Genomic DNA, 22,852 nt, shown 5'->3' on the forward strand with positions numbered 1-22,852 from the left:
TCGATGGCTCTATACAAAGACAGCTCAGCGAGTTACCGAACCAGAGCGCAAGATTTACTGTCTCAGATGACGCTTGCCGAGAAAGTGGGTCAGCTTTGCCAATCGCCAATGCTGGATTATGACAACAATAAGCAAGAGTGCTTGATGAAAGTAGAGCAGGGTGCGTATGGCTCACGCATCCTTGCTGACACGGCGTGGGCAGGTAATGCACCGGGTGAATCGGTTGACCCGCACCAACTTAATGAGATCCAAAAGGTGGCGATGGAAAAAAGCCGCCTGGGGATTCCAATCATATTCGCTCGCGATGTGATTTATGGTCAAAAGACAGTGCTGCCCATTCCTCTGGCTCAAGCATGTTCTTGGAACCCAACACTGGTTGAAGAGGCTTACGAGTGCATTGCAGCTGAGGCGGCCTCGTTGGGTATTAACTGGACCTTTGCGCCAATGCTCGACATCGTTCGAGACCCGCGTTGGGGGCGAGTGATTGAGAGTTCAGGTGAAGACCCATACCTAACCAGTCAGTTTGCAAAATCGGTGGTGAAAGGTTTTCAAGGTGATGACCCTTCGCAGCCAAATAAGCTGGTGGCGTGTGCTAAACACTTTGTTGGTTATGGTGCTTCAGAAGGTGGGCGTGATTACGATACGACTGAGTTGAGCGATAACACCTTGTACAACGTGCACTTGCCGCCGTTTGCCGCAGCAGTGAAAGCAGGTGTTGCAACCATGATGTCTGGATTTAACGACCTTGGTGGTACACCGGTAACTGGCTCTCGTCCATTGATTCGAGACTGGCTCAAAGGCGAGCATAAGTTTGATGGCATGGTCGTCAGTGATTGGGGCTCTATTTCCGATCTGGAATACTTCCAAGTTGCGAAAGACCCATCGGCAGCGGCGTTAAAAGCGTTGGATGCGGGTGTGGATATGGCGATGACCCACGAAGCTTACGAAGATACCCTTGCAGAGCTGGTGAAGAACAATCCAAGCTTGCAAGAAAATCTAGATGAAGCAGTCTACCGTGTGCTGTTAACTAAGTTCCGTGCTGGCCTGTTTGAAAGACCATACATCGACCCTGAACTGCATAAGAGCGTGCTGGGTCTCGCAGAGCATAAGCGTAAAGCGTTAGCTCTTGCTGAAGAGAGTATGGTACTGCTTAAAAACGACGGTGATTTACTACCGTTGGACTCACAAGGCTTAACCATTGCTGTGATTGGTCCTCATGCTCATTCGCAGAGGCAGCACCTTGGTTCTTGGTGTCTTGATGGCAATGCCGACGACGTTGCAACGATTGCCGATGGCATCCAAGCAGCAGCGCCAGAGAACACCATAATTACTGATTCAAGCGCATTCAGTGATGACATGATGGAGTGCGCGCATCGCAGTGATGTAGTTGTGCTGTGTGTCGGTGAAAGTCATCGTCGAACGGGAGAAGCACGTAACATCGCTGAACTTGTGTTGCCACCGGGCCAAGAAGAGCTGATTGAGGCTATAGGCAAAACGGGCAAACCTCTGATTGTGGTTCAGTGCACTGGCAGGCCCGTACCATCACCTAAGATTGAGCAATACGCTCAGTCACTGGTTTATGCATGGCAAAGCGGCACAGAGACAGGCAATGCGGTCGGTAACTTACTGTTTGGTCGAAGTAATCCGAGTGGCAAGCTCACCATGACAGTACCAAGAAGCACAGGGCAAATCCCTATGTATTACGGTCGCAAGCCGATTGGTAAAATGCGAGCGTATCAAGAGTACATGCCATATAAGAATGAGCAAGATACACCGCTTTACTCATTCGGATTCGGTTTAAGTTATTCTCAGTTTGAGTATGGTAAGTTGACGGCCGTAACGCCTGAAATTACAGAGAACGAGAGCCTAATTGTTGAGGTTGACGTTGAGAACACCTCTGCGATTGCAGGGCAAGAAGTAGTTCAGTGCTATATCTCTCGCAAAGTCTCTTCGACGACTCGCCCTCAACGAGAGCTAAAAGCATTTACAAAGTGCTTTTTAAAATCGAATGAACGTAAAACGATTAGACTGACGGTTTCAGCGGACGACCTGAGGTTCTATGGTTCTCAAGAGTGTTTTATGTATGAGGTTGGTGACATTGATGTTTATGTTGGGGGAAGCAGTCTAGCGACCGAGTCAGTAACGGTTCATCTTGGGTAAACATTCCACTTAACGTAATTTTTTGAAGGTAAGTAAAAGAGATTGGGTAGAGCCAATCTCTTTTTGTTTATACGCTGTGGTGTATTTGCCTAATGTTGTACATGTTTAAACACTGTACCTGAATAATTAAAACAAAAGGCTAGGGTGGCTTCCCATTCTATAGTCTGGCTCACTTGTGGTACAATCGCGCGAGTTTATATAAGAGAAAGAATAGGACACGCTGTGACTTCGTCTCCGGAAAAAGCAGATAAAAATAACCATGTAACGAATACCAACGCGACATCGGATTCTGCTGCTGATCAAGCTAAGCAAAACAACAAACAACAAGCACCTAAAGCTAGCGCATCTCAAAATAGCCCAGCCTCTCTTCGTAAGGCCTTAAATGAGTGCATGATGCGCGACCGCTTCCGTCTAAGTAAGCGAATTGCTGGTGCGAGCAAAATTAAGAACGAACAAGCTAAGCACGCTGTCTTTGATGAGATTGCGTTAGACATTGCTAAGTCGATGATGACGGCAACTCAGCGTGCTGCACAGAAACCAACGATTGAATATCCAGAAATTCTCCCTGTTAGCCAAAAACGCGAAGACATCGCGAAAGCCATCGCTGAAAACCAAGTGGTTATCGTGGCGGGTGAAACGGGTTCGGGTAAAACCACTCAGCTACCAAAAATCTGTTCTGAGCTTGGCCGCGGCCGCTTTGGCCTAATTGGCCATACTCAGCCTCGTCGTCTTGCTGCACGTTCGGTTGCGAATCGTATTGCTGAAGAGATGGAAACGCAGCTGGGTGAGTTCGTTGGTTATAAGGTTCGATTCAACGATCAAATATCTGACAACACCCAAATCAAATTGATGACCGACGGTATTCTACTGGCGGAAATTCAACACGATCGTTTCTTAAGCCAGTACGACACCATCATCATCGATGAAGCGCACGAACGTAGCCTGAACATCGATTTCATCATGGGTTACCTGAAAGAGTTGCTGCCAAAGCGTCCTGATTTGAAAGTGATCATCACGTCGGCAACCATCGATCCAGAGCGTTTCTCTAAGCACTTCAATAATGCACCAATTATCGAAGTCTCTGGCCGTACTTACCCAGTAGATACGCGTTACCGCCCATTAGGTGGTGATGACAGTGATTCAGACCGCGACCAAATCGAAGGTATCTTTGAAGCCGTTGATGAGCTGTGTGATGAAGGCCTTGGTGATATCTTGATCTTCATGAACGGTGAGCGAGAGATTCGTGATACCGCAGATGCATTGAGCAAACGTAACCTTCGTGATACTGAAATTGTTCCGCTTTACGCACGTCTATCGGCAGGTGAGCAGAACCGTATCTTCCAGTCTCATACTGGTCGACGCATCGTGCTGGCAACTAACGTGGCAGAAACCTCGTTAACGGTTCCTGGCATCAAGTATGTTATCGACCCGGGTACGGCGCGTATTAGCCGCTATAGCTACCGCACTAAGGTACAACGCCTACCGATTGAGCCTGTCTCTCAAGCGAGTGCCAACCAACGTAAAGGTCGTTGTGGCCGTGTTGCTGAAGGTATCTGTATTCGTTTGTACTCAGAGGAAGATTTCGAATCGCGCCCAGAGTTTACTGACCCGGAGATTCTTCGCACTAACTTAGCCTCTGTAATTCTTCAGATGACAGCGCTTGGCTTAGGCGACATTCAAGCGTTCCCATTTGTTGAAGCGCCCGATAAGCGCAACATTCAAGATGGTGTAAGGCTGCTTGAAGAGCTTGGTGCAATCGCGACAGTCGAACCGTCTGCGAATAAAAACAAGAACCACGGCGATGACAAGAAGAAGCTAACCGCGATTGGTCGTAAGTTGGCGAAACTGCCTATCGATCCGCGTTTAGCACGTATGGTAATTGAAGCGCCACGTAACCGATGTCTACACGAAGTGATGGTGATTGCGTCTGCGTTGTCGATTCAAGATCCGCGTGAGCGCCCATCAGACAAACAACAATCGTCTGATGACAAGCACAAGCGCTTCTTCGATAAAGAGTCTGACTTCATCACGTTTGTGAACCTGTGGGATTACATCAAGCAGCAGCAAAAAGCGCTGTCGAGCAACCAGTTCCGCAAACAGTGTAAGCAAGATTACCTGAACTATTTACGTATCCGTGAATGGCAAGATGTGTACTTCCAAATTCATCAAGCAATGCGTGAACTGGATACTAAGTTGAATACAGAGCCGGGTAGTTACGATGGTATTCACATCTCACTACTATCAGGTCTGCTTTCGCACATCGGCATGAAAGACCAAGAGAAGAATGAATATCAAGGTGCACGTAATGCGCGCTTCCATATCTTCCCAGCGTCTGGCCTATTTAAGAAACAACCTAAGTGGATCATGTCTGCTGAGCTGGTGGAAACCTCGAAACTTTGGGGTCGTGTGATTGCGAAGATTCAACCTGAATGGATTGAGCCACTGGCGAAACACCTGATTAAACGCAGTTACAGCGAACCACATTGGTCGAAGAAACAAGCGGCGGTAATGGCACACGAAAAAGTGATGCTTTACGGAATCCCAATTGTTCCTAAGCGCCTTGTGAACTACGGTGCGATTGATGCAACCGTCAGCCGCGAGTTGTTCGTGCGTAGTGCATTAGTAGAAGGTGAGTGGGAAACCAAACACACCTTCTTCAAGCAGAACCGCAAGCTACTACAAGAAGTTGAAGAGCTTGAGCATAAATCGCGTCGCCGTGACATCTTGATCGATGATGATGAACTATTCGATTTCTATGACCAGCGTGTTGGCGAAGAGGCTGTTTCAGGCCGTCACTTCGATACATGGTGGAAGAAGACCAGTCAGAAAACCCCCGATCTGCTGAACTTCGAAAAGTCGATGCTGTTCAGAGGTGATGCAAGCCACGTTACCGATTTGGATTACCCGAACTTCTGGCACCAAAACGGTATCAAGCTCAAGCTGAGTTACCAATTTGAGCCGGGCGATGACAACGATGGTGTAACGGTCCATATTCCGCTACCTATCTTGAACCAGATCGACCAAAACGGATTCGATTGGCAGATCCCAGGTTTACGCCAAGAGTTGGTGATTAGCCTGATTAAGTCACTTCCAAAAACGCTACGCCGTAACTTTGTGCCTGCACCAAACTACGCCGATGCATTCTTGGCACGTGTTACGCCACTTGAAGCTCCGCTATTGGATTCTCTTGAGAAAGAGCTACGTCGTATGACAGGCGTGGAAGTGGTACGTGATGACTGGAAGTTAGACCAGATTCCAGAGCACTTAAAGGTAACATTCCGCGCTGTAGATCATCGCAAGCGTAAGCTGAAAGAACAGAAAGATCTGCATGAGCTGAAAGAGAGCCTGAAAGACAAAGTTCAAGAAACGCTTTCTAAAGTGGCAGACGATGATATCGAACAGCAGAACCTGCACACGTGGAGCTTTGGTGAGCTACCAAAAGTCTACCAACAGAAGCGTGGCGGCTACGATGTTAAAGCTTTCCCTGCGCTGGTGGATACCAAAGACAGCGTAGAGATCAAACTGTTCGAAACTGAACAAGAACAGATCTCTGCAATGAAATCGGGTCAGCGTCGTTTAATCTTGTTGAATGTACCATCACCGATTAAATACTTGCACTCGAACTTGCCGAACAAATCGAAACTTGGTTTGTACTTCAACCCATACGGACAGGTACTTGATTTAATCGATGACTGTATCGCTTGTGGTATTGATAAGCTGATTGAAGAGAAGGGCGGTTTGGTTTGGGAACCAGAGCAGTTTGAAGCACTGAAAGAGCACGTACGTGCAGAGTTGGGTGATACGGTAGTTGAGATTGCTCAACAAGTTGAAACCATCTTAACCACGGCATTCAGCATCAGTAAGAAGCTAAAAGGCCGTGTTGATCTTTCTATGGCATTCGCACTTTCGGATATAAAAGCTCAGGTAGAAGGCTTGATTTTTAAGGGTTTTGCCACAGAATGTGGGTGGAAACGCCTGCCGGATATTCTACGCTATATGAGAGCGATTGAACGCCGCATGGAAAAACTGCCAATTGACCCGAACAAAGATCGTCTTCATATGATCAAAGTTGAGTCAGTAATGAATGATTACAAAGAACTGCTGAATAAAATTCCAAAAGGGATCGCGGTTCCAGAAAATGTAAAAGAGGTGCGTTGGATGATAGAAGAGCTTCGTGTAAGCTTCTTCGCACAGCAGCTCGGAACGCCTTACCCAGTATCAGATAAGCGTGTTAAAAACGCGATTGATGCTTGCTAAAGGAATAAAGCTAGACGCAATAGCAAGGTTTAGGTATAAATCTTGCTTATTGCATTACTAATTGAATAGTTATTACATACAGGGCGACTTGGTGGCAATTTATTACCACTCAAGGCCTGCCACTAGGACGAAAAAGGTCGAATATGAAAAAAACGTTATTGGCACTAGCACTGCTAGGTGCATCTTCAACAGCAATGGCTGATTCTTGGTTGTACGGTGGCGTAATGGGTGGTCAAAACTCATTAGGCAATGAAGAAGAAACAGCGATGGGTATCCACGTGGGTACAGGCATCCTGCCACTAATTGGTATTGAAGCGGGTTACTGGGACCTAGGTTCTTTCGACAGCGTTAAGTACGGCAACCGTGACCTTACAAACCTAGATGCAAGCACTGCTTACCTAGCGATCAAACCAAGCATCGACTTCGGTCCTCTTCACGTATATGCGAAGGCTGGTGTTCACTCTTACGATCTTAAATCTGACGGCTTCAAGCAATCAGGAGAAGATGTAATGTACGGTGTCGGCGCTGAATACTTCATCTTTGGCCCACTATCTGTAGGCGCTAGCTACCAAAACTTCAAAATGAAAGATGACGACTCTGGCGTATTCACGCTAAACGCAACTATCCACCTACTGTAATTAATCAGTGAAACGATCGTAAATATCGGTCGGATAGTCGTTAAAGAGTTCGTAAGGATTCATAAAAAATGCCAGCTTGATAGCTGGCATTTTTGTATCTGTTAACCGTGTAATCGCCACTCTGTTTTCTTATAACAGATAGCTAGCGGAGGGTTACTTTTTACTGTTCAGAATACGCTGGATTCTTGGGTTAATCGCTTTGCCGTGTTGGCTTTCGTACTCTTCGCGCTTCAAGTCGTTAAGGTTTTTCACTGAGTTAGCAGCAAGAAGGAATTGCGGCAATTCTGTTTCAAGCATGCCTTTCTCATCTAAACGCTTTGCTTCCAAGTAGTACTTTTTAAACAGACCATCAAGCTTGTTTTCAGCCGTACGCTTTAAATCATACAGCTTGTTTTGGATAAGCCACTTTTCAATCTTGTTAGCGGCAGTACGCGATAACACACGAATACGGCTATCCAGCAGTTCTTCTTCAGTCAGTGAATCTTTAAGGATCCAAAGTTCACCCATTTGCGGCGGCCAGCTGTTGCCAAGTTGAATACGCTCATGACAGTGCATTAGCACGCGGTTAAGGCCGTCTGAATCAACAGAGTTGGCAAACTCAATGAATTTACCACTTGGCTCACTACCGTATTGGTATTCCCACTGAGTTTCGTACACGCTCAAGAAAGAACCAAACACATGGACACACCAATCTGTGAGCTCTAATTCTGCAGGATCTTGATCAACAACAGGCACTTGTTGAGACGCACCTGAACCTGCAGCTTGTGCCGCCGCTACTTTCACATCGGTACTTTGTGCTTCAATCACTTCAGGTACTAGTGGAGCTTTAGGTTGAACGTCCGGAGCTGGCTCAGAAGGTTGGCTTTTTGCCTTTTTGAATGAGCTGCTGCCTGAAGCGTTCAGATGGGCTAAGCTTTTGTCGATACCCATTTCCTTGAGCTTGTCCTGCATTTCCTGAATATTGAGAGGTCTTCTGCTGTTGTTGTCTTTCATTTTGCTTCTCGTTAACTAACCAATACTGCAACTTAGATTCGATGCGAGATAGTGGCATTAGTTCATTGGCTTTGGCTTTATACCAGAGGACAAATTTCTTCCATACTAAACTATGGTCACCGGCAAGGCCGGAGAATTTAAACGCGCGTTCTGCCCATGATGGTATCTCTTCTTCGTTGAGATCATGAGTAGAGACGGTGTTGCTGTTCATTGAGCCTCGGCCTTGTGGGCGAGGGGCATGCTGCATGCTTTGCATTGGCGCCGGAGCTGGCTGAAACTTAGGTGCAGGTGCAGGTGCAGGTGCAGGTGCAGGTGCAGGTGCAGTAGAGTAGACCGGAATACTATTGGTCGGTTGAACCTCAACGTGAGCCGCAGCTTGCTCTTGCTCAATGAGCATTTTGAAAACGTGAATCTCTTTTTGATCTCGATAATCTACTTTTACCTTATCGAGAAAACCTTGGTCGACTAAACACTTAAGACAGTCGGCTAAACCAAACGTAGAGAGAGCACAAAGTTGACCTGCTGTTTGTAGGCATACATTGGTGTAGCCGAATTCGTCAGCACCATCTGCAAGCATCAATAAAACAAGCTTTTCTGCTGGGCTAGAAGTATTCACTTGCCAAGCTAAATAAGAATATTTGGCGCTCAATATTGTGTTCTCAAAAAAGGTAAGTCGTTGTCACTATTGTAAGTCACCCCTTACCGAATTTATAGCAACTTAACAGAAAACGGCATTAGTAAGCCAAATATTGACCATAAGGAGAGGTCTGCCCTAAAAAGTGAGCCTACAGTCATTCATTCTTGTGGTTGACGCTAGGAATCATTGGGCATGAATGCGCATAGCAGCCTAAAGTGACGATATTCTTTGTTAGGTTAAGAATGATCAATTCACTTTTGCATTCTGTAGGTCAAAATACGGGTCTTCTCTTAAGGTCGACTATTGATGATTGTCTTATCGACTCCCAATCCACCTATCTATTCATTAACTGTATTTAATTTATAAAACACCTTGATATGATCAATATTTGCGCTATTATGACGATAAGTCAGAAATGACGAAGCGTCATAAAATGGTTAACTACATGAATTTACTATTCGTGTTAATATATTGGACAGGAGCGTTTTAAATACTGGCGAAGCTTAGATAATAGCTAAGCTCATATACGGACTGAGAAATTATGTTTGGCTTTGGTTGTAAAGGCGATAAACAAGGTATCTTTGGTTGCAAAGGCGTGTTGTCTAAAAAGCAGCAGTCTATCGCAGACCGAGAAGTAGAATTGATGTTGTTAGCAAAAGATCTGGTTCGAGAACAAGGGTTCGGAAACCTGACGATGGATAGGCTAACGGCGGCAAGCTCTTATTCTAAAGGTACGATATATAATCACTTTTGCAGCAAAGAAGACGTCGTTTTAGCCTTGTGTATTCACTCTTTAAAGACCGAGGCATTGATGTTTGCTCGTTCTGGAGAGTTTGAAGGCAACTCACGCGAAAAGATTGTCGCATTGCACGTTGCGTACCGAGTTTATGCTCGTATGGAACCGGTATTATCAACTTGCGCGATTATGGCGAAAAGCCCATGGGTACTAGAGAAAGCCTCCAGTGCACGCGTGGCCGAGATGAATCAATTAGAAGAGATCGTTATCGAACAAGCGGATCTGCTCGTCAATCAAGCAGTAGAAGCCGGTGACCTAAAGTTCTCTTCTGGCGTGGGTTCAGATGCCATCGTATTCGCTAACTGGTCAATCGCATTTGGTTCAAATGCTTTGTCTCAGAATGCTTCAAACAGTCATTGTATCAAGCGGTTACAAGACCCGTATTCAGTATTACATAACGCGAACATGATTTTAGACGGCCTCAACTGGCAGCCCCTTTCGAGTGATTGGGATTACCGCAAAACCTGGCGCCGTGTAGAACAAGAACTGTTCAGCGAAGAGATCGCTTACTTAGAATCAGTAGGTCGATAGCTTCTATTAAGCCCACTCATGTGGGTTTATTAATAACCATTTTTGACGATTCGTCACAAACTTGAGGTTAACCGACTGTAGTTTTGGTTTCTTGAGTGTTTGACTAAGAATTGTGTCTTTTGTCAGCTTCGGCTGGCTTTTTATGACACAAATATGACGAATCGTCACAAATGGAGACTGTGATGAAACATGACAGCCAGAAGCCCGCTTTCGATCAGCAAAATCGAGATAACCGTAATGTCGATAACGCAAACGCTGATCTAAATAACAGTTGGCACTCAATACCGACCAAGCGTTCGTTTATCGTTCTGCTGGTGGTTTTTTCAATCATCATGCTCTCTGCTTTTGGGGCAAAGAACCTCTACTTTAGAGGAGACTACAACATCTTCTTCGAAGGCACCAACAAACAGTTGATGGCGTTCGATGAAATCCAAACCACCTTTGCAAAAACCGACAACCTTGCGATTGTTGTCGCTCCTGAAGGTGGCAATGTCTTCACCCCAGAAACTCTCACCCTAATTCAAAACCTCACGGTCGATGCGTGGCAGATCCCGTACTCAAGCCGTGTAGATTCCCTTGCCAATTATCAGCATACCGAAGCCGTTGAAGATGACCTCTTGGTAGAAGACCTGCTGTATGAAGAATATGAGCACACACCAGAGCGAATCGCCAAAGTTAAACAGATCGCCCTCAATGAACCTCTGCTTAAAAACGCATTAGTCTCAGCCTCTGGCGATGTGACGATTGTGAACGTCACCGTGCAATTGCCTGAAGTGGATAAAACTGCGGAAGTGCAAGAAGTAATCGCGGCTATCAATACTATGATCGCCAAGTACCAAGCCGATTACCCGAATGTCGAATTCCATAAAGCGGGCATCATCGCCATGAACAACGCATTTATGATGTCGGCTCAAGAAGACAGCTCAACACTAGTGCCGTTAATGCTGTTGGTGGTGTTGGTGTTCCTAACCTTTATGCTGCGCTCGTTCTTTAGTGTGGTGGCGACCTTAGTTGTGATTATCTCTTCGATTGTTGCCACCATGGGGTTGTCTGGCTGGGCAGGGATGTTCCTCAGCACCGCAACGGTCAACGTTCCGACCTTAGTGCTAACCCTTGCGGTTGCTGATTGTGTTCACGTAATCGTGACCATGAGACAAGCCATGCAGCGTGGGATGGAGAAAGCACAAGCCATTCAATACAGCATCAAGCTTAATGCGATGCCGATCTTAATTACTTCTGTCACCACCGCGATTGGCTTCTTGATGATGAATATGTCGGACTCTCCAGTATTACGAGACTTCGGTAACTTGTCGGCATTGGGCGTGATCATCGCGTGTTTCCTATCAGTGACTATGCTTCCTGCGCTGTTAAAGCTCTTGCCAGTAAAGACTCTACCAGCCAATGAAGCCGCAGAAAGCAAAGTGACTTTCATGGATAAGCTGGGTGATTTTGTGGTTGCGAACCGTAAAGCTCTGCTGCCGATTTCTACCTTAGTGATTGTTGGCGCTGCCGCGTTAATTCCATTGAATAAAGTGAATGACGAATCGGTGAAGTATTTCGATACCTCAAGTGAGTTCAGACAAGCGGCTGATTTCATGGAAGAGACCGTAAGCGGCATGACCACCATCAGTATTGCTGTTAAGACTAACGAATCTCAAGCGATTGCCGATCCTGTGTTTTTGCAAGCGATTGGTGACTTTACTGAGTGGCTACGCGTTCAACCAGAAACCGACCATGTCGCCACACTTTCCGATGTTTACATGCGTTTGAATAAGAACATGCATGGTGACGACGATAGCTACTACCAACTGCCACTTAACCGTGAACTTGCCGCGCAATACCTGCTGCTTTACGAGATGTCTCTGCCTTATGGCTTGGACTTAAACAACCAGATCAACGTCGATAAATCATCGATCAAAATGGTGCTGACGGTCGACAACCTAGGCAGTGTGGAATTGGTTGAACTCGAAGAGCGCATCTACTCATGGTTTGCCGCTAATGCGCCGCAATATGAAGTGGTCGCATCCAGTCCGTCATTGATGTTTGCTCACATTGGCGAAACCAACATGGCGAGTATGTTATCGACTCTGCCTATCACCTTAGTGCTTATCTCTGGCTTGATGATCTTTGCATTGCGCTCGGTTCGCTTAGGGGTGATCAGCCTAGTGCCAAACATTGCTCCGGCGATTATCGGCTTTGGTTTGTGGGCGCTTATCTCTGGTGAAATCAACCTTGGTTTGTCAGTCGTGGTTACGCTCACACTGGGTATCGTGGTTGATGATGCGGTGCACTTCTTAAGTAAATACCAGCGCGCACGATTAGAAGGGAAATCAGCGGAAGAAGCGGTTCGATATGCTTTCCACACCGTTGGCCGCGCATTGTGGATCACCACGGTCGTACTTGTGGCTGGTTTCTCTGTACTAGCGATGTCGAGCTTCAGACTCAATTCCGACATGGGCTTACTCAGCGCGATTGTGATTTTCATTGCGCTGGTGGTCGACTTCATCTTGCTACCGAGCTTACTGATGATCTTCGACAAACAGACTCGCTATGCAGATAAAGCCCAGTACCAACCAAAGTCATCCGCTAAAGCGCAATCCAACCCGTCTAACCCAGCTGGCGAACTGTCTACTTCGACTAAATAAGGAATCGTCAGCCTGCTGCTGTGGGCTGACTCAAGGAGAAATTTATGAAAAGCGTTAAACAATCATTCGTTACTACATTACTTACTGTCAGCTCATTAAGCGTCGGCACGTTAACAATAGGCACATTCGCGGCTTTCCCAGCATTAGCAGACCCAGCGAAAGGCTTAGAAATTGCCGAGCAGCGTAAAGCGGTCGATGTCGGGTGGGGCGATTCTGTCGCAACCATGGAAATGCTACTTCGCAATAAACAGGGCGAAAGCAGCACACGCCTAATGCGATTGAAGTCGTTAGAAGTAGATGACGATGGTGATAAAGGGCTGACCATTTTTGATGAGCCACGCGACGTAAAAGGCACGGCTTTCTTAAACCATTCGCACATCACTAAATCGGATGACCAATGGTTGTACTTGCCTGCCTTGAAGCGTGTAAAACGCATTTCTTCACGCAACAAATCTGGCCCGTTTATGGGCAGTGAATTTGCTTACGAAGACTTGAGCTCGTTCGAGTTAGGAAAGTACACCTTCAACTACATTGAAGACGCCAAAATTGAAGGCGTGGATACCTTTGTATTAGAGCAAGTTCCGACCGATAAAAACTCCGGCTACACCATGCAGAAAGTATGGCTAGACCAACAATATTACCGCCCAGTTCAAGTGGAATTTTACGATCGCAAAGGTGCATTGCTGAAAACCCTGTCGTTCCAAGACTACAAACAATACCTAAACCAATACTGGCGCGCTCACACCATGTCGATGCAAAACCATCAAACAGGCAAAAGTACGGTATTAACCACGACAGATTTAGCCTTCCAGACCGGTCTTAAAGACAAGGATTTCCAAAAGAACACACTGAAACGTGCAAAATAGGGCAGAAATATGAAAAGGATTGTGGCAACAGGAACCCAATTATCCTTAACTTTGGTGGCGACAGTCGGGCTTATGCAGGTGTCGCTGCCATGTGTGGCGGCCAGCGTTAGCTCAGATCTAGTAGAGAAGCTTACTCCGGATCTTTCAGGGCAGGTGAACCTTGAACACAGGCAGTTCTTTAGTGACGGTTTGCAAGGGCAAGACAAAGGACAAAGCTCACTGGTGTTGCAGCCAGAATTTTACTGGGAGCAAGAGGAGGGTAACGGCAGCTTTACCTTCACCCCGTTTTATCGCCTAGACAGCGAAGATGATGAGAGAACCCATGGCGACGTTCGTGAAGCTCTGTATCTCAATTATTGGGATGACTACGAACTGCGAGCGGGTGTTGGCAAAGTGTTCTGGGGCGTGACCGAATCGGCGCATTTAGTAGATGTGGTAAACCAAACTGATGCCATTGAATCGGTCGATGGTGAATCCAAGTTAGGTCAGCCGATGGTGCACTTCACCTCGATTAAAGACTGGGGAACCATCGATGCCATGTTACTGCCGTATTTTCGTGAACGTACCTTTGCAGGTGAAGACGGTCGATTAAGGCCTACTGTACCTGTATCGGACGATGCGCTTTACGAATCTTCAAGAGAAGAAAAGCACGTCGATGTAGCACTGCGTTATAGCCAAATGTACGGCGATTGGGATGTCGGTTTAAGCTATTTAGGCGGCACAAATCGCGACCCTTATTATCGTGTAGAGGGCAATGAACTCAAGCCGTATTACGCGCAAATGCAGCACTTCGGATTGGATGTGCAAGGCATTATCGGTGATTGGTTATGGAAGCTAGAAAGCATTTATCGCGACAGCTACGACAACCACACAGGCGTAGCAACAGGCTTTGAATACACCTGGGTGGGGGCACTCGAATCGTATTGGGACATTGGCTTCATTGCTGAATATCTGTATGACAGCCGAGGCAATAATGCTCAAACCATCGGTCAAAACGACGTGTTCCTTGGGGCGCGTTTCGCCTTGAACGATGAAGACGGAACTGAGGTACTTACAGGCATCACGCAAGACTTGGACAACAGCGATGTCTACAGTGCAAAACTGGAAGCATCAAGCCGTATCAACAACAACCTCAAGTGGCGATTGAACGCGTGGTTGTTTGAGAACGAAACCCCAGAAGACTTGTTGTTCTTTGCTCGTAAGGACGACTTTGTTGAGATGGCGTTGGAATATTATTTCTAATGTTGGTTTGGTGGGGCATTCTTGTTAAAGGGGCGTCTCAGATTTAAGACGCGCTATATTTATAATGTTTAACGTCGTCTTTTTATAAAAAGGAGCAAATAATCGAATAGTCCCACAGGTAAGATGGTTATATTTTTCGAGTATCTATAACCTCCGAATATGCATGTAAATCGTGCTGGTGGTATCGGCCCTAAGGGATCTATGAATTTATTTAATTGGGATAAAAACTTTGAAACAGGCATTGGTGTTGTCGATGAACAACATCAATACCTTGTTGGTTTTATCAACCACTACGGAAATCTTGTGTCAGAGAATACTATCTCTATAGACGATATTAACATCGCTTTACTCGATCTCACGCGCTATGCCGAATTTCACTTTAAAGAAGAAGAATCTTTGATGAGAGATTGTGGTGTGTATGAGCGACACATTGAAGAGCACATCAAAGTGCATCGTGTATTTATGCAAGATATCTACAGTATGCAAGCTTTCATCTTGGAAGAAGATCAGTCGTCAGCACGGCAGTTACTTGATTTCTTGATCCACTGGCTTGCTTACCACATCCTCGGTATCGACCAAAACATGGCGCGACAAATGACCGCCATAGAAGAGGGCGCGACACCTCTACAAGCCTTTGAAGCGGAAGAAAAACAGCAAGATTCTTCGACTGTTCCTTTGTTGGCGGCGCTTAATGGCCTGTTTGAACAAGTCTCTGAACGCAACAAGCAGTTGTTACGCTTCAACCAGTTACTCGAAGACAAAGTCGAGGAACGGACTACAGAACTGAAACGAGCGAGTAAGAAACTTGAAGAGTTGTCGTTAACAGACTCACTCACTAATTTGCCTAACCGCCGTAATGCCTTTAAACAGTTAGCGCTACATTGGCAAGACTCCAAAGAGCTTGGTTTGCCTTTAGTGTGCATTATGATTGATGCCGACAATTTCAAGCGCATTAATGACACCAGTGGACATGATGCAGGCGACTTGGTGCTACAAACCCTCTCCCGTGAACTGAAAAACACCTTTCGTAATGATGATATTGTTTGCCGGTTAGGTGGCGATGAGTTCTTGGTTATTTGCCCTAACACCGATCTTAAAGGTGGAATGCACATCGCGGAAACGGCTCGACAGAAAGTGTCTGAATTAGAGGTCGAAACCGGCAACCAAGCTTGGATTGGCAGTATTAGTGTCGGTGTCGCTGAAATAACCGAAGAATTCGGCTCAATGAACGAGTTGATTAAAGCCGCCGATGAGTCCGTCTATTTAGCGAAAAACGCAGGCAAAAACAGCGTTTGTTCGATTCAGCTTTAGAGCTGGTTTGCGTTTATTTGAGTTGAGAGCTCTACTCACTTAAAACCTAGAACCATCGCTCTGTCAGTTTTAGCGCTCAGTTCACTTTATTTTTTGAGCTCTACTCGCTTAAAACCTCGAACCAAGCAACTTAAAATCGAGAGTACTTTTCACTTTAGTTTTTAAGCGCTATTCACTTCCAAACAAAGGAGTGGCACTCGTATTTGTGCCACTTCCTCTTACTCCTCATTAATATCCTGTTAAATTTGCCGTGTTTTTAGGCAATAACTTGTTCTTTTAGCGATTCAATTTGGCATTGGTTGCGTGTTTGATTACTATGTGTAGCTATCTAAAAAAACTAATCATCCGATACGGACACTACCGACTGGTAGATGAGGAAATGATGCAACATCTAGAAGAGATCATTGCTAATGCAACGACTGCTATTGATACAGCAGATTCGTTAGTCGCACTTGATGAAGTGCGAGTTCAGTATTTAGGTAAGAAGGGTGAACTAACTCTTCAACTACAAAGCCTAGGTAAACTTCCACCTGAAGAGCGTCGCACTGCTGGTCAAGAGATCAACAAAGCGAAAGGTGCTGTTCAACAAGCGATCGCAGCTCGCAAAGACGCACTACAACGTGCAGAGCTTGAAGCGAAACTAGCTGAAGAAACTATCGATGTGAGCCTACCAGGTCGTCGCATTGAGAACGGTGGTCTTCACCCAGTAACTCGCACAGTTGAGCGTATCGAACAGTTCTTTGGTGAGCTTGGCTTTAGCACTGAGTCTGGCCCTGAGATCGAAGATGCATTCCACAACTTTGATGCACTAAACATCGCAGACGATCACCCAGCTCGTACTGATCACGATACTTTCTTCTTCAACCCTGATCTAATGCTACGTACGCACACTTCTGGTGTTCAAATCCGTACGATGGAAAACGGCAAACCGCCATTCCGCTTCATTGCTCCGGGTCGTGTTTACCGTAACGACTACGATCAAACTCACACGCCAATGTTCCACCAAGTGGAAGGTATGTTAGTTGATGAGAACGTAAACTTCGCACAACTTAAAGGCATTCTTAACGATTTCCTTTGTAACTTCTTTGAAGAAGAAGTTGAAGTGCGTTTCCGTCCTTCATTCTTCCCGTTCACTGAGCCTTCAGCTGAAGTTGACGTGAAACGTAAAGATGGCAAATGGCTAGAAGTTTTAGGCTGTGGCATGGTTCACCCTAACGTACTTCGCTCTGTTGGCATCGACCCTGAGAAATACTCTGGTTTTGCATTCGGTATGGGTGTAGAGCGTCTAACGATGCTTCGTTACGGCGTAAATGACCTTCGTGCGTTCTTCGAGAACGACCTTCGTTTCCTTAAACAATTCAAGTAATCCGGGGCAGTCAAAACTATGAAATTCAGTGAATCTTGGCTACGCGAGTGGGTTAAACCTGCAATTAACAGCGAAGAGCTAGCTCACCAAATCACTATGGCTGGTTTGGAAGTTGACGATGTAGAACCTGTTGCTGGTGAATTCACCGGCGTTAAAGTAGGCAAAGTGGTTGAGTGCGGTCAGCACCCAGACGCAGACAAACTACAAGTAACTAAAATTGATATCGGCGAAGCCGATCTTGATGGAAATAAACAGCTGTTAGACATCGTTTGTGGTGCATCTAACTGTCGTCTTGGCCTAACTGTGGCAGTAGCGACAGTTGGTGCAGTACTTCCTGGTGATTTCAAAATCAAGAAAGCAAAACTACGTGGCGTTCCATCGCACGGTATGCTTTGTTCTTTCTCTGAGCTAGGTATCGACGTAGAGTCTGACGGTATCCTTGAGCTGCCAGAAGGCACAACGCTAGGTATGGACGTACGTGAGCTTCTTGAGCTTAACGACGTAACTATCGACGTAGACCTAACAGCAAACCGCGCAGACTGCTTCAGCATCCGTGGCCTTGCTCGTGAAGTTGGCGTACTAAACCGCGCAGACGTTACAGAGCCAACAGTTGAAGCTGTTGCAACAAGCATTGAAGACACAGTATCTGTTGAAATCAAAGCAACTGATGCTTGTCCACGTTACCTTGGCCGTGTGGTTAAGAACGTAAACGTGAAAGCGGAATCTCCAATCTGGATGCAAGAAAAACTGCGCCGTTGTGGTATCCGTTCAATCGACCCAGTTGTAGACATCACAAACTACGTGATGCTAGAGCAAGGCCAACCAATGCACGCATTTGATCTAGCTAAGATCGAAGGCGGTATCGTGGTTCGTCTAGCAGAGCAGGGCGAAAAGCTAACACTTCTAGATGGCAACGAAGCTGAACTAAACAGCAACACACTTGTTATCGCTGACCACAACAAAGCACTAGCAATCGCTGGTATCTTTGGCGGTCAAGATTCAGGTGTTACTACTGAAACAACAGACGTACTTCTTGAAGCTGCATTCTTCGCACCGGATCACATCCGTGGTCGCGCGCGTGCTTACGGCCTTCACACAGATTCTTCTCTACGTTTCGAGCGTGGTGTTGATTCAACACTTCAAGCAGCAGCAATGGAGCGTGCAACACAGCTTCTAGTTGAAATCTGCGGTGGTGAAGTTGCGCCAGTAAACGGCAGCGAATCTGAAGCTGATCTTCCTAAAGCAAACGTAGTTGCTCTACGTCGCGCTAAGCTAGACAGCCTACTAGGTCACGAAATCCCATCTACAGACGTAGTGGAAATTCTTACTCGCCTAGGTTGTGAAGTTGAAACGACAGAAGCTGGTTGGACGGCAACGTCTCCATCTTGGCGTTTTGATATCGCAATCGAGCAAGACCTAATTGAAGAAGTAGGTCGTATCTACGGTTATGATAACATTCCAAACCAAGCGCCTAAAGCGGCACTTAAAATGAATGACCACAAAGAAGCTGACCAACCGCTTAAGCGCGTTCGTGACCTTCTTGTAGACCGTGGCTACCACGAAGCAATCACATACAGCTTCGTAGAACCAGAACAGCAAAAACTTGTTGTACCTGGTGTTGAGCCGCTAATCCTGCCATTCCCAATCTCTGCGGACATGTCAGCAATGCGTCTTGGCCTAATCCAAGGTCTTCTAAACACGGTTGTTCACAACCAGAAGCGTCAACAGTCTCGCGTTCGTCTATTCGAATCAGGCCTACGTTTCATCCCTGAAGCAACTGCTGAAAACGGCATGCGCCAAGAAATGATGCTTGCGGGCGTTATCTCTGGTACTCGTGGCGAAGAGCACTGGGACATTGCAACTAACACTGTAGATTTCTTCGATCTTAAAGGTGACCTAGAAGCAGTTCTTGAGCTTTCAGCAAACGAAATCGCATACAGCTTCAAAGCAGCTAAGCACCCAGCACTTCACCCAGGTCAAACTGCGGCTATCGTAGTAGACGGCAAAGAAGTGGGTATCATTGGTACTGTTCACCCAGAACTAGAGCGTAAGTTTGGTCTTAACGGCCGTACTATCGTATTCGAAATCGAATGGGCAGCTATCAACACTCGCGTGCTTCCAGAAGCAGTAGCAGTATCTAAGTTCCCTGCAAACCGTCGTGATATCGCCGTTGTTGTTGACGAAGCAGTAGCTTCTGGCGACATCGTAGAAGCGTGTATCGCTGCTGGTGGCGAATTCCTAACAGGCGCTAAACTGTTCGATGTATACGTTGGTCAAGGCGTTGAAGAAGGTAAGAAGAGCCTAGCTATCGCACTGACTCTTCAGTCTGTAGAGCGCACACTAGAAGACGCAGACATCGCTGGTTCAGTAGATGCTATCGTAGCTTCAATCTCAGAGAAATTTGGCGCAGCACTTCGCGACTAATTTCTTCTGATAGATAGAAAACCAAAGGCCTCGCAATTGCGAGGCCTTTTTTGTGAAGACAAAGACTATTAATCAGTAATTTTTGTTTCTTATCATTAAGGCTACTAAGCAAAGTCAGTGTTACGTTCAATAGCAACTTTTTTATTTCTGAGTGCTTCGACTACTTGTTTGGCATCCATTCCAGAATCCAATAGGTTAGAAACTGTTAGAGCGACATCATCATTAATAGTGTCGTATCCAGCTAATTTTTTATCAAATCGTTTCAAATCACAACATCTATAGGTAAATGTTCCTTTTTCGGTATTTACTTCGTGGACAGTTGTTCCACCTATAGTTTTGATTGTTAGGTGTTTATTATAGAGGTCAAAGTGTGGATGTATAATCCTATAATTATTACTATTTTCGCAATATTGAGCCTTTTCACTAATAATAAGCTCATGCTTATACTTTTCTTTAGCTAGGTTACAAGCTTTACAACTTAACGCTAAGTTTAGTGGTTCAAAAAGAAATTTAGGATATATTGCTTTTGGAAGTATATGTTCACAATCCCAAACGAAGCCATGATCTTGCAGTGTTTGTTGACGACAATAACAGCACAAATAACGTTGCTGAATTTTGTAGTGGTTTCGTACTTCCTTTCGTATTTTTGCTACCATCCCTTTCGTCGTATTCCAAACTTTATGATTATGATTGTCATAGTTGTCTATATAATCTTGACTTGCTTTTGAGAAAGTTACTCTATCCATGCTTAACCAACGTTGAAACTTGTTTAATCAAGTGATTGACAGGGTCATCACTCTTCAATTTTGATAAATAACCTTCTAGACGGGAAATTGTATTATAGTCATCGTTAGAAAGCTTATCATTATTTGAAATCTTACTAATTAATATCATTAACATTCTGACTAAGTATTCATTTTTGTCGCCTGGGAAGTCAAAAATTTCTGCTAACTGGAAATCAATAGACTTAAAATTGAACTTTTTCGATTCAATACACTTTGTATAGCCATCGTCTTTCATAATAATAACCCATGCATCATCATTAGGTAGCCTAGAAACAATATGCGGAGAGTGAGTGGCTATAATAAAATGGCAATCGTTGAATTTAGAAAATATAGTTTGCAGCAGTTCAATGTACTTTGATGCCCAAGATGGATGTAGGCTCAACTCAGGTTCGTCAATAAAAATAAGACTATTGTTTTTTATGTTCGCGGAAATTGAAGAAAATGAGCTTAATAAACAAATCTGACCGGAGCTCATTTCATTGAACGGAATGACGTTTTGATTTTTTAGAAAACATAACTTGGAAACTGAAATTAAGTTATTTTCAATTAAACGATATAAGTGATTTACTTTGTCAGTTTCATTTTTCAAGTCAAGATTAAAACCTCTCGAAAGCTTAGTGCTTCTACTTGAAAAAACGTTTGAAACAACTACCTCAGAGTTAGCTTTATACCAAGCTAGTGACCTTTTTATGTCTCTAATTTTTTCTTTCTCTATTTTATTTCTGACCCCAATGCTGCTGAACTTACGATTATTTCTTGATAGGTGTTCAGTCAAGCGGCTTTCATCATTTAGGAGTTCGTCTGCAAGGGTTGTATCTATCTTCACTCTATAGTCAAGTTTGAGCAGTTCAAAAATTAGTCGTAATTTAGCCCTATTGTCAGGATCACTGGATTTCAATATTGATAGCAGTATGCTCTTTTGTTTGAAGGGTACTTCTTTGATAGCTCTATACCCAAAATAACTTTCCTTTGTGCTTTCTTGTAACCAACCTGGATAGAAATAGTTTAGAAGCGATTCATCTTGGATTATAGGAAACTTTATATGATTACTTTCAGATATTGCTATTACGCTTGCTGATTTAATTTGCTCTTGTAACCAGTATATATCATCTGGGTGTGAATTGGTTGATAGGTGTGATTTATAAAGAAATTCATCTTCGGTTACAGTAGTATATTCACCCTTATGGTTTTTTATCTTTCTTTCTTCGTTCACTCGACTGAATTTTAGATTTATGTTGTTATTATTTTCGAGTGATAGCTTTAACTCTGTTGTAGTGCTTCTTTCATTTCTCTCCTCTTTATAGCTATTTGATAAGTAATTATCTAAAGGGTCAGAATAGCCATGCTTCCCTTCAAAGTTAGATGAAATATACTTAACCTTCATTCTTAATATGCTAGATATTAATTCACGAATTAACTCACTCTTACCGGAACCATTCTCACCAAGAAACACACTGTACTTGTTTTTGGAACTATAATTGCTCTGCCCGAGGAAATGTATTAACTTCTTGTTAACTTCGAAACTACTAATGTTCATTATTTAAATACCAAACATACAATCAGAATTACTAGAAGTGTTTCTTGACATTTGACTTGAACCGATATTTAGCTTGTTATGGCTTCCGTAGATATTAAGACCTAGAGGTCTTAGGTCTAAGCTAAATATCTCTAGACTGTTGCTCTGTGCATCTCCGGCCTCGCAAATAACCTGTGACCCTAATGAAATTAAAAAACCATTTTCTGTCACTTCAAAATTAAATTCATTTTCGAAAAATTTTTGAGTGTTTCCACTTATTAATTCTATGTAGGTGTCTTCATCGTTATCAGTTTTTGCGCTGAGCCATATGACAGGCAGTTGGCGATCATCATTTGTTCGTCTTACTACCAGTGGTGCCCATCCATCTTGAGTTTTAAATATATGATTTGTATTTAATAACCTATTACTACATACAAACAACTCTTCATAAATATTAAAATCAGAATAGCTATTGTCTAAAATATTCAGTTTCTTAAGCTCCAGCATTAAGACAGTTCCTTTGGTTTCGTTTAACAGTTTTGCCTCTATAGATTATCATATTTTATTCAGTAAGTTAGATTATATACACCTTTTGAACACCGTAATCTTCAAGACTGTTGTTACGCACTTAATAACTCAAGTCACCCTTGACCTGTCTACAACTTCACACTTTATAGTGGCTACA

General features: G+C 44.5%; 15 protein-coding genes. 10 read left to right on the forward strand and 5 right to left on the reverse strand.

From position 1 onward, the window contains the following. Nucleotides 1-3: 3 nt before the first annotated feature. From L4C44_RS01880 to L4C44_RS01890, 3 genes are all read left to right on the forward strand, one after another. Nucleotides 4-2,160 carry a glycoside hydrolase family 3 N-terminal domain-containing protein gene (locus L4C44_RS01880; RefSeq protein WP_428804230.1) on the forward strand — a complete coding sequence of 719 codons (2,157 nt, stop codon included), beginning with the start codon at nt 4-6 and terminating at the stop codon, nt 2,158-2,160. 222 nt (nt 2,161-2,382) lie between these two features. Then, entirely contained in the window at nt 2,383-6,417 is a 4,035-nt protein-coding gene (hrpA, locus tag L4C44_RS01885; protein WP_428804231.1) for an ATP-dependent RNA helicase HrpA, read from the forward strand. A gap of 143 nt (nt 6,418-6,560) precedes the next feature. Then, a complete protein-coding gene (locus tag L4C44_RS01890; RefSeq protein WP_146491286.1) occupies nt 6,561-7,055 on the forward strand; it encodes an outer membrane beta-barrel protein in 495 nt (164 codons plus the stop codon). A 153-nt stretch (nt 7,056-7,208) separates the two neighbouring features. Here L4C44_RS01890 and L4C44_RS01895 read toward each other — a convergent pair whose 3' ends face one another. Together L4C44_RS01895 and L4C44_RS01900 are read right to left on the reverse strand one after the other, a co-directional pair. Beyond that, on the reverse strand, nt 7,209-7,985 hold the full coding sequence (locus L4C44_RS01895; protein ID WP_285954220.1) for a hypothetical protein: 777 nt from the start codon (nt 7,983-7,985) through the stop codon (nt 7,209-7,211). Then, nucleotides 7,906-8,697 (reverse strand): hypothetical protein, encoded by a 792-nt coding sequence (locus L4C44_RS01900; protein ID WP_428804232.1) that lies wholly within the window; start codon nt 8,695-8,697, stop codon nt 7,906-7,908. Before L4C44_RS01900 ends, L4C44_RS01895 begins: the two co-directional genes overlap by 80 nt. Before the next feature lie 529 nt (nt 8,698-9,226). Here L4C44_RS01900 and L4C44_RS01905 point away from each other — a divergent pair. The 7 genes from L4C44_RS01905 to pheT all read left to right on the forward strand — a co-directional run bounded on the left by L4C44_RS01905 (nt 9,227) and on the right by pheT (nt 19,866). Further along, on the forward strand, nt 9,227-10,012 hold the full coding sequence (locus L4C44_RS01905; protein WP_146491284.1) for a TetR/AcrR family transcriptional regulator: 786 nt from the start codon (nt 9,227-9,229) through the stop codon (nt 10,010-10,012). A 170-nt stretch (nt 10,013-10,182) separates the two neighbouring features. Next, nucleotides 10,183-12,657 carry an efflux RND transporter permease subunit gene (locus L4C44_RS01910; RefSeq protein ID WP_428804233.1) on the forward strand — a complete coding sequence of 825 codons (2,475 nt, stop codon included), beginning with the start codon at nt 10,183-10,185 and terminating at the stop codon, nt 12,655-12,657. A 44-nt stretch (nt 12,658-12,701) separates the two neighbouring features. Continuing rightward, nucleotides 12,702-13,523, forward strand: a complete 822-nt coding sequence (locus L4C44_RS01915; protein ID WP_428804234.1) for an outer membrane lipoprotein-sorting protein — start codon at nt 12,702-12,704, stop codon at nt 13,521-13,523. A 9-nt stretch (nt 13,524-13,532) separates the two neighbouring features. Further along, nucleotides 13,533-14,765 carry a hypothetical protein gene (locus L4C44_RS01920; protein WP_428804235.1) on the forward strand — a complete coding sequence of 411 codons (1,233 nt, stop codon included), beginning with the start codon at nt 13,533-13,535 and terminating at the stop codon, nt 14,763-14,765. Between the two features lie 159 nt (nt 14,766-14,924). Next, nucleotides 14,925-16,076 carry a GGDEF domain-containing protein gene (locus tag L4C44_RS01925; protein WP_428804236.1) on the forward strand — a complete coding sequence of 384 codons (1,152 nt, stop codon included), beginning with the start codon at nt 14,925-14,927 and terminating at the stop codon, nt 16,074-16,076. 382 nt (nt 16,077-16,458) lie between these two features. Next, on the forward strand, nt 16,459-17,442 hold the full coding sequence (gene pheS, locus L4C44_RS01930; RefSeq protein ID WP_004734764.1) for a phenylalanine--tRNA ligase subunit alpha: 984 nt from the start codon (nt 16,459-16,461) through the stop codon (nt 17,440-17,442). A gap of 18 nt (nt 17,443-17,460) precedes the next feature. After that, complete coding sequence (gene pheT / locus L4C44_RS01935; RefSeq protein WP_428804237.1) at nt 17,461-19,866, forward strand: phenylalanine--tRNA ligase subunit beta; 2,406 nt, start codon at nt 17,461-17,463, stop codon at nt 19,864-19,866. A 104-nt stretch (nt 19,867-19,970) separates the two neighbouring features. Here the strand turns inward: pheT and L4C44_RS01940 are convergent, their stop codons facing one another. Genes L4C44_RS01940 through L4C44_RS01950 form a run of 3 tightly spaced genes read right to left on the reverse strand, consistent with a single transcriptional unit; the run spans nt 19,971 to nt 22,674 of the window. Then, a complete protein-coding gene (locus L4C44_RS01940; protein WP_428804238.1) occupies nt 19,971-20,612 on the reverse strand; it encodes an HNH endonuclease in 642 nt (213 codons plus the stop codon). Beyond that, on the reverse strand, nt 20,605-22,188 hold the full coding sequence (locus tag L4C44_RS01945) for an AAA family ATPase (protein WP_428804239.1): 1,584 nt from the start codon (nt 22,186-22,188) through the stop codon (nt 20,605-20,607). Before L4C44_RS01945 ends, L4C44_RS01940 begins: the two co-directional genes overlap by 8 nt. A gap of 3 nt (nt 22,189-22,191) precedes the next feature. Further along, nucleotides 22,192-22,674 (reverse strand): hypothetical protein, encoded by a 483-nt coding sequence (locus L4C44_RS01950; RefSeq protein ID WP_428804240.1) that lies wholly within the window; start codon nt 22,672-22,674, stop codon nt 22,192-22,194. Between the last annotated feature and the right edge of the window lie 178 nt (nt 22,675-22,852).

Origin of the sequence: Vibrio satsumensis, assembly GCF_050337435.1 — a bacterium.
Classification (GTDB): domain Bacteria; phylum Pseudomonadota; class Gammaproteobacteria; order Enterobacterales; family Vibrionaceae; genus Vibrio; species Vibrio satsumensis.